Here is a 12,656-nt window from a genome sequence, read left to right as displayed (position 1 = left end):
TCGGGGGACAAATAGTGGGGCATGGAGTGCCGGAAGTCGTACTGGAATTGAACGGACAGACCTGGACGCTGGATCCGTCCCGGTCGTACACCCTCGGCCGCGATCCGCAGGGTGACATGGTGCTGGAGGACGCCCGGGTCTCCTGGCGGCACGCCACCGTCCGCTGGGGCGGGCGCGCTTGGGTCATCGAGGACCACGGCAGCACCAACGGCACCTATGTGCAGGGTCAGCGCATCCATCAGATGGAGATCGGGCCCGGCTCGACGGTGCACCTCGGCAATGCGACGGACGGCCCGAGGCTGAATCTCGCCGCCGCCGCCGCCGCCGCGGCCCCGGCCGCGGATCTCTACAGCGCGCAGACCGCGATGGCCCCGGCGGTCCAGCCGGGCCAGCCGGCCCCGCAGCAGTACCAGCAGCCGGGCGCCCAGGGCTGGGGGCAGCAGCCGCCCCAGCAGTACCAGCAGCAGTACCAGCAGCAGGTCCCGCAGCAGGGCGGCTGGCAGCAGCAGCCCTATGCGCCGCCGCAGCAGCAGGCCGCCCCGCCGGTCCAGACGCCCGCCGGCGCCGGAGCCCCGCCTGCCTACGGCGACGGGAGCCCGACCCGCTTCCACCAGATGGCCGTCGGCCGGGTGATGCGCATCGGTCGTTCGCTGGACAACGAGCTGGTCGTCTCCGACCTCCAGGTCTCCCGGCACCACGCCGAGTTCCGGGCCACGAGCGACGGCCGCTTCGAGATCGTCGACCTCGGCAGCCACAACGGCACCTATGTCAACGGTCAGCCGGTCCGTCAGCAGATCATCGGCCCCAGCGACATCGTCGGTGTCGGTCACTCCACCTTCCGTCTGGTCGGCGACCGGCTCGAGGAGTTCGTCGACACCGGTGACGTCTCCTTCTCCGCCCGCCACCTCACGGTCACCGTCGACGGCGGCAAGCAGATCCTCAAGGACGTCTCCTTCGGCGTCCCGGAGAAGTCGCTGATCGCCGTCATCGGCCCCTCCGGCTCCGGAAAGTCCACCCTGCTCAAGGCCCTCACCGGCTACCGGCCGGCCAACCAGGGTGACGTCCTCTACGACAACCGGAACCTCTACAAGCAGTTCGCCGAGCTGCGCCAGCGCATCGGTCTGGTCCCGCAGGACGACATCCTGCACAAGGAGCTGACCGTCCGGAAGGCGCTGCGCTACGCGGCCAAGCTCCGGTTCCCCGGCGACACCGCGCCCGCCGAGCGCGAGGCCCGGATCGACGAGGTGCTGCGCGAGCTGAAGCTCGACATCCACAAGGACAAGAAGGTCACCGCCCTCTCCGGCGGTCAGCGCAAGCGCGTCTCGGTGGCCCTGGAGCTGCTCACCAAGCCGTCGCTGATCTTCCTCGACGAGCCCACGTCGGGCCTCGACCCGGGCATGGACCGCGACGTCATGCAGCTGCTGCGCGGCCTCGCCGACGACGGCCGCACGGTCCTGGTGGTCACCCACTCGGTGGCGGAGCTGGCGCTCTGCGACAAGCTGCTCGTCATGGCCCCCGGCGGCTCGGTGGCCTACTTCGGCCCGCCCGACGACGCGCTCAACTTCTTCGGCTACGAGACCTGGGCCGACGTCTTCTCGGCCTTCGAGAACTACCGCGACTACGACTGGTCGGGCCGCTGGCGCGGCTCGCAGCACTACCAGATGTACGCCGCGGACATCGACGCCGTCGCCCCGCAGTCGGTGCACGTTCAGCCGCAGATGGTGCGCCCGCCCAAGGCGCAGAGCTGGGGCTCGCAGCTGTGGACGCTGATGCGGCGCTATTCCTCGGTGATCGCCTCGGACCGCGGCTTCCTGGCCCTGATGCTGCTTCTGCCGGCCGTCCTCGGCGGTGTGAGCACGGTGATCCCCTCGGACTTCGGGCTCGCCGCGCCGCCCCCGAAGCGCTTCAACAGCGACGCGGGCACGATCATGCTGATCCTCGCGGTCGGCGCGTGCTTCGCCGGTGCGGCCAACTCCGTCCGTGAGCTGATCAAGGAACGGGTGATCTACGAACGGGAGCGGGCCGTCGGCCTGTCCCGCTCCGCCTACCTGATGTCCAAGGTGCTCGTCCTCGCCGTGATCACCGCGGTGCAGGGCGTGCTCATCTGCGCGATCGGCTTCTCGGTCCGCAAGCTGCCCGAGCACGGCGTGATCCTCAAGAACCTGCCGGCCGCCGAGCTGTGCATCGTGATCATCGCGCTGGGCTTCACCTCGATGACGATCGGCCTGGTCATCTCCTCTTTGGTGAAGACCGCCGAGAAGACCATGCCGCTGCTGGTGATGTTCGCGATCGTCCAGGTCGTCTTCACGGGCATCATGTTCAAGATCTACGACTCGCCGGGCATCGAGCAGGTCGCCTGGCTGATGCCCTCCCGCTGGGCCATCGGCGCCGCCGGCGCCACGCTGGACCTTTCGCACGTCATGGCCCCCATGGACAGGAGCAACCCCAAGAACCTCGACCCGCTCTGGGAGCACTCCGCCCTCCAGTGGGGGGTCGACATGGTCGTGCTCCTCGCCATCGGCGTGGTCTGCTGCGTCGTCGTCGCACGGCTGCTGCGCCGTCACGAGCCCGAGGTCATGCGCAAGTAAGCGCAGGCTCCGCGCGCACCCCGCGCGCCCGTACGCCGAAGGGCGGCACCCGCATGCGGGTGCCGCCCTTCGGCGTTGCCGTTCGTCGACTCTGCAGGTCGCCTCAGTAGGCGGAGTTGACGTTGTCGATGGAGCCGTACACCTTGGCCGCGTAGTTGCAGGCGGCGGTGATGTTGGCGACCGGGTCGTAGATGTTCCAGGACGTGCCCGCGACGTGGTACGCCTTGAAGGTCGGGTCGATCACCTGGAGCAGGCCCTTGGAGGGGATGCCGGCGGCGGCGTTGGAGTCCCAGTTGTTGATGGCGTTGGGGTTGCCGGTGGACTCCCGCATGACGTTGCGGTGGATGCCGTTGTAGGAGCCCGGGATGCCCTTGGACTGCATGATGTCCAGGGCCTGGCGGATCCAGCCGTCGAGGTTGTTGGCGTAGACCTTGGGGGCCGGGGCGGCGGGGGCGACGGTGGCGGCCTGGACCGGCTTGCGCTCCTCGGACCGGCTCGCGGCCTCCTTCTCGGCGCGCTCCTTGTCGGCCTTGGCCTTGGCGGCCGCCTCGGCCTCCGCCTTCTTCTTGGCCTCGGCGTCGGCCTTCGCCTGCTTGGCGGCGTTGTCCGCCTGCTTGTTCAGCTCAGCCTGCTGGGTCTCACCGAAGGACTCGGCGTTCCACGCGACGGGCTTCACGGCTGCGGAGTGCGTGTCGGTGCCGGCGGAGGCGTTGGGGATGACCGCGAACGCGAGGGCGGCGGCACCGGCCGCGGCGATGCCGGCGGCGGAGAACTTGTGGGCCTTGGTGAGACGGCTATAGCCGGAGATGGCGGAGCGGCGCATGACTGTGCTGAACCTCTATCCAGATCGCGTGAGTCGCAGTGGCCCGTGGCGGCGCAAAGAGAGCGCCGTTTCTCGGTCGACGGCGCCCTGCGACGTGGGGCAATTCTTAGCGGCAGCAAAATGTGCTGGCAAAGGTGTGACGTACTATCCCGCTTCGTTGTGACGACCTGAGCGGGAGACCGGCGGAGCGGCTTGGCTGCCTGCTGAGAGGCGTACTTATGGCGGATTTATCCGTCCACTAGGCAGCTTCGTAAGTGATCTGCGTCCCATGAGCGGGCTCACACCGGGGGCTGTCAACGCTCACCCGGTGTGGCCGCGCATATGCGCATTGTTTGCGATCAAAAACAATGGCGGGAGGGCCTGCGGCTGGTGTCGGCGGGCTCAGACCTCGACGACCACCTGGTCGAGGCTCTTCCGCACCAGGTCCGGCACCTCGCAGTCCGCCGCAGGGTAGCCCACCGGGATCACCGCAAAGGCCTTCTCGTTCACCGGCCGTCCCAGCACCTCGGAGAGGAACCGCATCGGACTGGGCGTGTGCACGAGCGCTGCCAGGCCCGACAGGTGCAGGGCGGTGAGCAGCATCCCCACCGCGATGCCGACCGACTCGTCCACGTAGTAGTGCTTGCGCCTGTCCCCGTCCGCGCCCAGCCAGTAGCGCTGCTGGAACACCACGATCAGCGCGGGCGCGTCCGTCAGGTGCGGCTTGACCTCGTCCGTGCCCAGCGGGCGCAGCGCCGCCAGCCACTCCTCGCCCAGCCGCCCGCCGTAGGAGACCCGCTCCTCCTCTTCCGCCGCCGCACGGATGCGCCGCCGCACCTCGGGGTCCTTGACCAGGACGAACGTCCACGGCTGCTGGTGCGCCCCGGAGGGCGCGGTCGCGGCGCAGGCGATGGCGTCCCGCACCACCTGCCCGGGCACCGGGTCGGAGGAGAACCGGCGCACCGTACGCCGCCGCGCCATGCGCTCCCGCAGCTCCGCGGCGCGGGCCAGGGACTCCTCGGCGGGCATGCGCTCGGGACGGTAGGGGACGGGCCGGTAGGGCTCCCCGTGGGTGGGGGTCCACTGCTCAGATAAGGACATGGTCCTGGGTTCCCCCGTCCGGCCCCTCGTCGAAACGGCCTAGGTCCTGCGACCCGGGTCACTGCCGCCACCGGCCCGATCCCCCGTGTCATGGCCCCCGATACCGTGAGGCCATGACCAAAGGCAACGGCCGGCGGGCCGGCCTCACCGCCGTGAGCACCGCACTCCTCGCCATGAGCCGGCACCTGGAAGTACGTGACGTCCTCAAGACGATCGTCGTCTCGGCGCGAGAGCTGATCGACGCCGAGTACGGCGCCCTCGGCGTACCGGACGACCACGGCGGCTTCGCCCAGTTCGTCGTCGACGGCATCAGCGACGAGGAGTGGAAGGCCATCGGCCCGCTGCCCCGCCAGCACGGCATCCTGGCCGCGATGCTGGAGGACGCCACGCCGCAGCGGCTCGGGGACGTCCGCAAGGACCCCCGCTTCGAGGGCTGGCCCGAGGCCCACCCCGAGATGAGCGACTTCATCGGCATGCCGGTGGCCGACGGGGACGAGATCCTCGGCGCGCTGTTCCTCGCCAACAAGCGGTGCCCCAAGCCGGAAGGCGGCTGCGCCTTCACCGCCGAGGACGAGGAGTTGCTCGGCGTCCTCGCCCAGCACGCCGCGATAGCCCTCACCAACGCCCGCCTCTACGAGCGCAGCCGCGAGCTGACCATCGCCGGGGAGCGCGCCCGCCTCGCGCACGAGCTGCACGACGCCGTCTCCCAGAAGCTCTTCTCGCTCCGCCTGACGGCCCAGGCCGCCACCGCCCTCGTCGACCGCGACCCCGCCCGGGCCAAGGGCGAGCTGCACCAGGTGGCCCGGCTCGCCGCCGAGGCGGCCGACGAGCTGCGCGCCGCCGTGGTGGAGCTGCGCCCCGCCGGGCTGGACGAGGACGGGCTCGCGGCCACCCTGGCCGGCCAGGTCAAGGTCCTCGACCGGGCCCACAGCGCCCGCGTCGCCTTCGCCGCCCACGGCATACGGGCCCTGCCGGCCGCCCAGGAGGAGGCGCTGCTGCGCGTGGCGCAGGAGGCCCTGCACAATGCCCTGCGGCATGCGGACGCCACGGCCGTCGAGGTCACCCTGACCCGGCTCGGCCACGGCGCGGCCCTGCGCGTGACCGACGACGGCTGCGGCTTCGACCCGTCCGCCGTCCGCCGGGCCGGCCGCCACCTGGGCCTGGTCTCCATGCGGGACCGGGCGAACGGCGTCGGCGGCAAGCTCACCGTTGTCTCGGAGCCCGGTGAGGGCACCACGATCGAAATGGAGGTGCCCGGTGGCTGACGAGTCCGGCCGGGGGTCCGGGGGCTGTCCCCCGGGAAAAAGCAGCATTCGAGTGCTGCTGGTCGATGATCACCAGGTGGTCCGCAGGGGGCTGCGCACCTTTCTGGAGGTGCAGGACGACATCGAGGTGGTGGGGGAGGCCGCCGACGGCGCCGAGGGCGTCGCCCGCGCCGAGGAGCTGCGGCCGGACGTCGTCCTGATGGACGTGAAGATGCCCGGCATGGACGGCATCGAGGCGCTGCGCAGGCTCCGCGAGCTGGACAGCCCCGCCCGCGTGCTGATCGTCACCAGCTTCACGGAGCAGCGCACCGTCGTCCCCGCCCTGCGCGCCGGTGCCGCGGGCTACGTCTACAAGGACGTGGACCCCGACGCCCTCGCGGGGGCCATCAGGTCCGTGCACGCCGGGCACGTCCTGCTCCAGCCCGAGGTCGCGGAGGCCCTGCTGTCCCAGGAGGGGTCGGGCGGCAACGGCCACGGGAGAGGCAATGCGCTCACCGAGCGGGAGCGCGAGGTGCTCGGCCTGATCGCGGACGGCCGCTCCAACCGGGAGATCGCCAGGGCGCTGGTCCTGTCGGAGAAGACCGTCAAGACCCACGTCTCGAACATCCTGATGAAGCTCGACCTTGCCGACCGGACGCAGGCGGCCCTGTGGGCCGTCCGCCAGGGCATCGGGGGCTGAGGGCGGGACTACCCGACGGTAGCGGAACGTCATGTTCTGATCAGCGATTCATGCGGTCGTGTGATAACCCGGCCGTCGGCATAACCCGAATGGCCCTGGTCCGTTTTCCATGACGTAACCGCGGCGGCTGGCCGTGGCGACGCTCTGGCAACATTCCAGGAAGGTCATAGGAAGAGTGAAGAACATCAAGAAGGCCGCTGCTGTCACGCTCGCCGTCGGCGGTCTCGCCCTCGCCGGTGCCGGTGCAGCCTCCGCGCACGGCTCGGACGGTGCCTCGGCCGAGTCCAAGGGCAACCCGGGTGTTGTCTCCGGCAACGTCGTCCAGGCGCCGATCGACGTGCCGGTGAACGTCTGCGGCAACACCATCAGCGTGGTCGGCCTCTTCAACACCTCCCACGGGAACCTCTGCGTCAACGACTGATCTGACGCGTCCCATCTCATCGGGCGGTCGGCTCCACTGCGGTGGAGCCGACATCCGAGTGGTGGTCAATCGTCCAAACGAGGGCAAATACCGTCGATGGCCGTGCCGTCGGCGGCTGATTGGCGTTCATCAGTGCAGGCCCCGTGGCCGGGGTCGTCAAGGTCAGTCTCAGAAGGAAGACCACTACATGAACACTGCCAAGAAGGCCGCCCTCGCTCTGGCCGTGGCGGCCGCCGCCGTCAGCGCCTCGGTCATTCCGGCCGCCGCCACCGACGACGACTTCGACGGAGCCCTGGCCTCCGGCGTCGCCCAGGGCTCGCCGGGTGTCGTATCGGGCAACGTCATCCAGGTGCCGATCCAGATTCCGATCAACCTCTGCGGCAACAGCATCGACATCATCGGCCTGCTCAACCCGACGTTCGGCAACACTTGCATCAACGGTGACATCGAGGGGCCCAGCAGGACCGAGCACCACGTGACCGAGCACACCCACCACCACGAGGGCCACCACGAGGGTCGTCACGACGACCACCACGACCGCGACTGATCTGTCACGGCAGTCGGCCGACGCACGGTGAGGCCCCGCGGACCGCTCGGTCCGCGGGGCCTCACCGCTGTCCGGGGCGCCTCAGTGCCGCCCGCGCTCCCGGTCCTCCACGATCGCGTTGTACGCCGCCACCTGGGCCCGCCGGGCCGTCCGCTCCACCGGCCGCAGCGCCGCGGCCCGGGCCGCGATCTCCGACGCGCTCACCGCGCCGCCGTGCTCGCGCCCCGCGGCGTCCCCCGGCTCGTACGCGATCGAGACCAGCTCGCCGACCCGCTGCGCCAGCTCCAGCACCCGCACCGCGCGCGGCGGATACCCCGGCGCCAGCACCTCCCGGCCGCGCTCGGCCCGCGCCCGGTAGGCCTCCAGCGCCGCCTGCGCCACCGGGCCCGAGCCCGCCACGTCCAGCCGGGTGAGCACCTCGGTCGCCTCGCGCAGCGCCTCTGCCAGCTCGCGCTCGGCCTCCGAGAGGGAGGGGACGTCGGCCGGCGGCGCCTCCCGCACCGGCAGGCAGTGCCAGAGGACCTCCACATGGACGTCGCCCTCGGGCCCCGCCTCGTACACCTCCGGCACGAGCCCCAGCCCCGCCCCCGAGGCGATCACCGCCTCCTCGGCCTCCATGGCGCGGGCGTTGAACTCCGGCGGCCCGCTCAGCCCCAGCGGATGGCCCGGCACGGGCAGCGCCAGCCGCAGTCCCGTGGCCCCGAGCGCACGCAGCCGACCCAGCGCCAGCGTGAGCCCGACCGGGCCGGATTCGCCCGGAAGGCCGACGACCCGGTGCGTCGCATCGGTTCCGGTGATGTGGTGCGCGGCATCATCGGGCGCGGCAAACCCGGCAATAAGTGCATTTCCCCACGCGGTGAGCCGTCCTGAGCGGTGTTCATCGAGCATGGGTCCCAGCCTAGGGACTGGCACCGACAACAGGTGGCGTAGGTTTTTCCCTGGGGCTGCGCCGACAGGCGCAAGCGACTACGCGACTGCAATGGACTACGCGACTGCAATGGGAGACAACGCGCTCATGAGCGATGTGCTGGAACTGGTGGACGTATCCGTGGTCCGCGAGGGCCGGGCTCTGGTGGACCAGGTCTCCTGGTCGGTCAAGGAAGGCGAGCGCTGGGTGATCCTCGGCCCCAACGGCGCCGGCAAGACCACCCTCCTGAATGTCGCCTCCAGCTACCTCTTCCCGACCAAGGGCACCGCCCGGATCCTCGGCGAGAAGCTCGGCGCCGTCGATGTCTTCGAGCTGCGCCCGCGCATCGGCATGGCCTCCATCGCCCTCGCCGACAAGCTGCCGCGCAGCCAGACCGTCCTCCAGACGGTGCTCACCGCCGCCTACGGCATGACGGCCGGCTGGCAGGAGAACTACGAGGAGGTCGACGAGCAGCGCGCCCGCGCCTTCCTCGACGTCCTCGGCATGACGGACTTCCTGGACCGCAAGTTCGGCACCCTCTCCGAGGGCGAGCGCAAGCGCACCCTCATCGCCCGCGCGATGATGACCGACCCCGAGCTGCTCATGCTCGACGAGCCCGCCGCCGGCCTCGACCTCGGCGGCCGCGAGGACCTCGTGCGCCGCCTCGGCCGGCTCGCCCGCGACCCGCTCGCCCCCTCGATGCTCATGGTCACCCACCACGTCGAGGAGATCGCCCCCGGCTTCACCCACGTCCTGATGATCCGCCAGGGCAAGGTGCTCGCCGCCGGTCCCATCGAACTCGAGCTGACCTCCCGCAACCTGTCGCACTGCTTCGGCCTGCCGCTCGTCGTCCAGCGCAACGGCGACCGCTGGTCCGCCCAGGGCCTGCCGATGTCCTGACGGAGCCCGGAGCCCCGTCGCACGCTCTGTCCGCCGGGCGGTTCACGCCCCTACCATGACCATGTGGACACATGGGTGTGGTGGCTCGTAGCCGCCGTCGGGCTGGGCATTCCCCTGGTCGTGACCGCCATGCCGGAGTTCGGCATGCTCGCGGTCGGGGCCGTCGCCGCGGCCGTCGCCGCAGTCATGGGCGGCGGCACCGTGACCCAGTTCGTCGTCTTCGCCGTCGTCTCCGTCGCCCTCATCGCCGTCGTGCGCCCGATCGCCAACCGGCAGCGCTCCCGCCGCCCCGAGCTCCAGTCGGGTATCGAGGCGCTCAAGGGCCGGCAGGCCGTCGTCCTCGAGCGGGTCGACGGCAACGGCGGCCGCATCAAGCTCGCCGGAGAGATCTGGTCCGCGCGCTCCCTCGACACCGAGCGGGCCTACGAAGTGGGCCAGCAGGTGGACGTCGTCGAGATCGACGGCGCCACGGCCGTGGTGATCTAGGGGGTGTCCTGGCGCCGTGCCGTCCCCCACGGCTGCCCGGGCCGGACCGGACGAGCTGGACCCAACACCTGCACGGCGGCACCTGGTTCTGAAAGACTGATCAAGACCCAATACACAGGCACGGGGAGCTGGAGCCACGATGGAACCGATCATCATCGTCCTGATCATCCTGGTGGTGCTCGTCTTCATCGCCCTCATGAAGACGGTTCAGGTCATTCCACAGGCCAGCGCCGCCATCGTCGAACGCTTCGGCCGCTACACCCGCACTCTCAACGCGGGCCTGAACATCGTCGTCCCCTTCATCGACTCCATCCGCAACCGCATCGACCTCCGTGAGCAGGTCGTGCCGTTCCCGCCGCAGCCGGTGATCACCCAGGACAACCTCGTCGTCAACATCGACACCGTCATCTACTACCAGGTGACGGACGCCCGGGCGGCCACGTACGAGGTCTCCAGCTTCATCCAGGCCATCGAGCAGCTCACCGTCACCACCCTGCGCAACATCATCGGCGGCATGGACCTCGAGCGCACCCTGACCTCCCGCGAGGAGATCAACGCCGCCCTGCGCGGCGTCCTCGACGAGGCGACGGGCAAGTGGGGCATCCGCGTCAACCGCGTCGAGCTGAAGGCGATCGAGCCCCCGACCTCCATCCAGGACTCGATGGAGAAGCAGATGCGCGCCGACCGGGACAAGCGCGCCGCGATCCTCACGGCCGAGGGCATCCGCCAGTCGCAGATCCTCACGGCCGAGGGCGAGAAGCAGTCCGCGATCCTGCGTGCCGAGGGCGAGGCCCGCGCCGCGGCCCTCCGGGCCGAGGGCGAGGCCCAGGCCATCCGCACGGTCTTCGAGTCCATCCACGCCGGCGACCCCGACGAGAAGCTGCTCTCCTACCAGTACCTCCAGATGCTCCCGAAGATCGCCGAAGGCGACGCCAACAAGCTCTGGATCGTCCCCAGCGAGATCGGCGACGCCCTCAAGGGCCTCAGCGGCGCCGTCGGCAACTTCACCCCCAAGGCCGGCGGAAGCGCGCCGAAGACCACCAAGGAGAACCCCCGCCGCGAGCAGCCCCCGATCGACTGAGCGCCGACCGCAGCCGGCACCCCTCCTCCCGCACGACCGCGTCGTGCATGATCAGTGCGGCCCCCCGACCTCTCATGGCGGGGAGGCGACACACTGATCCAAAGGAGATGGCCTTGTCCATCTGGGAAGCACTAGCGGTCCTCGCGGCCGGCATCGGCGCCGGCACCATCAACACCATCGTCGGCAGCGGCACCCTGATCACCTTTCCGGTGCTCCTTGCCACCGGCCTGCCGCCCGTCACCGCCAACGTCTCCAACACCATCGGCCTGGTCACCGGCAACATCAGCGGCGCCGTCGGCTACCGCCGCGAACTCCGTGGCCAGCGCGGCCGCGTCATCCGCTTCGGCATCACCGCACTGATCGGCGGCCTCACCGGAGCGATCCTGCTGCTCGCCCTGCCGTCCAGGGCCTTCAACGCAGTCGTCCCCGTGCTCATCGCCCTCGCCCTGGTGCTCGTCGTCCTCCAGCCCCGGCTCGCCCGGGCCCTCGCCCGCCGCCGGGAGCGCAACGGCACCCAGGCCCCCACCGACGGCGGCGCCGCCCTCCTCCTCGGGCTGCTCGTGGCCAGCACCTACGGCGGCTACTTCGGCGCGGCCCAGGGCGTCCTGTACCTCTCCCTCATGGGCCTGCTGCTCCACGACGACCTGCAGCGCGTCAACGGCCTCAAGAACGTCCTCGGCGTCGTCGTCAACGGCGTCGCCGCGCTCTTCTTCGTCTTCGTCGCCCACGTCGACTGGCCCGCCGTCCTGCTCATCGCCGCGGGCTCCACCCTCGGCGGCCAGATAGGCGCGAAGGTCGGCCGCCGCCTGCCGCCCACCGCACTGCGGGGCGTCATCGTCGCGGTCGGCATCGTGGCCATCGTCCAGATGCTGCTCAAGTAGCGAACGGGAGGGAAGGGCGGGCCCGGCACGAGGACCCCGGAAACGGGGAACGCTCCGGGCCCATTCCCCCGTATCGAACGCGGGCCCGGAGCGTACGGCAGCGGACGCGGTCACCCGGCACGAGACCGGACTCCGGCAGACACCGGACGCCTGAGCGCCCCGCCGCCCCCGCCACTGCGGTGCCCGCTGCCCGACGGCGATGTGCGAGCCGTCAGCCGACAACCACTGTGCGATCCGGAGGCACCGGGCCGCAACGGAATTTCCGGACGCCGCCCCGCGCCCGACGGCCGGCGGGACGGCGGTACGGGCCTCAGCCCGCGGCGGGCACCTCGTACTCGCCGATGAGCTGCGCCCGCGCGAGCGCGTGGAAGCGCAGGTGGAAGCCCACCACGGCCGGCGAGGCGGCCGCGTCCGGCCCCAGCTTCTCCTGGTCCACGGCGTACACCGTGAAGACATACCGGTGCGGACCGTCCCCGGCCGGCGGCGCGGCGCCGCCGAAGTCCTGCGTCCCGTAGTCGTTGCGCACATGCACGGCGCCCGCGGGGAGCCCCTTCATGGCACCGCTGCCGGCACCCGCGGGCAGCTCGGTGACATCGGCCGGAAGGTCGAACAGGACCCAGTGCCAGAAGCCGCTGCCGGTCGGCGCGTCCGGGTCGTAGCACGTCACGGCGAAGCTCTTCGTGTTCGCCGGAAAGCCCTCCCAGCGCAGGTGCGGCGACACATTGCCGCCCGCGAACACCTGACCGCCCTTCAGCCTCGCCCCGGGCGCCACATCGTCACTGACCACTGTGAACGAGGGCACCTGCGGATGAAAATCGTGGGGGAGCGGCCGTCGCTTCTGCTCGGACACCAAGACACCTCCAAAACGTGACGACAGGTCAAAACGCCAGCCTAACGAGGCCACGGCGGCACGCACTGCGACCATATGGAGTGTGCTCCATGTACTTCGACGAATCAGCCGAATCGGCCGACGACAGGCCGCCCGACGACGCCCGGCG

General features: G+C 70.6%; 13 protein-coding genes. 9 read left to right on the top strand and 4 right to left on the bottom strand.

Annotation, left to right across the window (positions count from 1 at the left end):
• The first annotated feature begins 14 nt into the window (after positions 1-14).
• Positions 15-2,588, top strand: a complete 2,574-nt coding sequence (locus AC1Z4A_RS05965) for an ABC transporter ATP-binding protein/permease (protein WP_483676780.1) — start codon at positions 15-17, stop codon at positions 2,586-2,588.
• A gap of 103 nt (positions 2,589-2,691) precedes the next feature.
• Here AC1Z4A_RS05965 and AC1Z4A_RS05960 read toward each other — a convergent pair whose 3' ends face one another.
• Positions 2,692-3,411 carry a transglycosylase SLT domain-containing protein gene (locus AC1Z4A_RS05960; RefSeq protein ID WP_483676779.1) on the bottom strand — a complete coding sequence of 240 codons (720 nt, stop codon included), beginning with the start codon at positions 3,409-3,411 and terminating at the stop codon, positions 2,692-2,694.
• Between the two features lie 381 nt (positions 3,412-3,792).
• Positions 3,793-4,491, bottom strand: a complete 699-nt coding sequence (locus AC1Z4A_RS05955; RefSeq protein WP_483676778.1) for a nitroreductase family protein — start codon at positions 4,489-4,491, stop codon at positions 3,793-3,795.
• A 113-nt stretch (positions 4,492-4,604) separates the two neighbouring features.
• On the opposite strand from AC1Z4A_RS05955, the gene AC1Z4A_RS05950 reads away from it, so the two are divergent.
• The 4 genes from AC1Z4A_RS05950 (at position 4,605) to AC1Z4A_RS05935 (ending at position 7,403) form a co-directional block, all read left to right on the top strand.
• Positions 4,605-5,756, top strand: a complete 1,152-nt coding sequence (locus AC1Z4A_RS05950; protein WP_483676777.1) for a GAF domain-containing sensor histidine kinase — start codon at positions 4,605-4,607, stop codon at positions 5,754-5,756.
• A 46-nt stretch (positions 5,757-5,802) separates the two neighbouring features.
• A complete protein-coding gene (locus tag AC1Z4A_RS05945; protein ID WP_483683513.1) occupies positions 5,803-6,435 on the top strand; it encodes a response regulator in 633 nt (210 codons plus the stop codon).
• A 175-nt stretch (positions 6,436-6,610) separates the two neighbouring features.
• Positions 6,611-6,856: a chaplin gene (locus AC1Z4A_RS05940; protein ID WP_483676776.1), complete on the top strand. Its 246-nt coding sequence runs from the start codon at positions 6,611-6,613 to the stop codon at positions 6,854-6,856.
• Between the two features lie 187 nt (positions 6,857-7,043).
• Positions 7,044-7,403 (top strand): chaplin, encoded by a 360-nt coding sequence (locus AC1Z4A_RS05935; protein ID WP_483676775.1) that lies wholly within the window; start codon positions 7,044-7,046, stop codon positions 7,401-7,403.
• Between the two features lie 81 nt (positions 7,404-7,484).
• Here the strand turns inward: AC1Z4A_RS05935 and AC1Z4A_RS05930 are convergent, their stop codons facing one another.
• Positions 7,485-8,291 (bottom strand): hypothetical protein, encoded by an 807-nt coding sequence (locus tag AC1Z4A_RS05930; protein WP_483676774.1) that lies wholly within the window; start codon positions 8,289-8,291, stop codon positions 7,485-7,487.
• Positions 8,292-8,418: 127 nt separating this feature from the next.
• Here AC1Z4A_RS05930 and AC1Z4A_RS05925 point away from each other — a divergent pair, with 127 nt between their 5' ends.
• The 4 genes from AC1Z4A_RS05925 to AC1Z4A_RS05910 all read left to right on the top strand — a co-directional run bounded on the left by AC1Z4A_RS05925 (position 8,419) and on the right by AC1Z4A_RS05910 (position 11,658).
• Complete coding sequence (locus tag AC1Z4A_RS05925) at positions 8,419-9,210, top strand: ABC transporter ATP-binding protein (RefSeq protein WP_483676773.1); 792 nt, start codon at positions 8,419-8,421, stop codon at positions 9,208-9,210.
• Positions 9,211-9,273: 63 nt separating this feature from the next.
• On the top strand, positions 9,274-9,696 hold the full coding sequence (locus AC1Z4A_RS05920; RefSeq protein WP_483676772.1) for an NfeD family protein: 423 nt from the start codon (positions 9,274-9,276) through the stop codon (positions 9,694-9,696).
• Between the two features lie 139 nt (positions 9,697-9,835).
• A complete protein-coding gene (locus AC1Z4A_RS05915; protein ID WP_483676771.1) occupies positions 9,836-10,777 on the top strand; it encodes an SPFH domain-containing protein in 942 nt (313 codons plus the stop codon).
• A 107-nt stretch (positions 10,778-10,884) separates the two neighbouring features.
• A complete protein-coding gene (locus AC1Z4A_RS05910) occupies positions 10,885-11,658 on the top strand; it encodes a sulfite exporter TauE/SafE family protein (RefSeq protein ID WP_483676770.1) in 774 nt (257 codons plus the stop codon).
• Between the two features lie 310 nt (positions 11,659-11,968).
• Here AC1Z4A_RS05910 and AC1Z4A_RS05905 read toward each other — a convergent pair whose 3' ends face one another.
• Positions 11,969-12,508 (bottom strand): YbhB/YbcL family Raf kinase inhibitor-like protein, encoded by a 540-nt coding sequence (locus tag AC1Z4A_RS05905; protein WP_483676769.1) that lies wholly within the window; start codon positions 12,506-12,508, stop codon positions 11,969-11,971.
• Positions 12,509-12,656: the final 148 nt, after the last annotated feature.

The organism is Streptomyces sp. 17_S59 (assembly GCF_056930295.1).
Note: the sequence above shows the minus strand (reverse complement) of the source record. Positions and strands in the feature narration are given on the sequence as shown.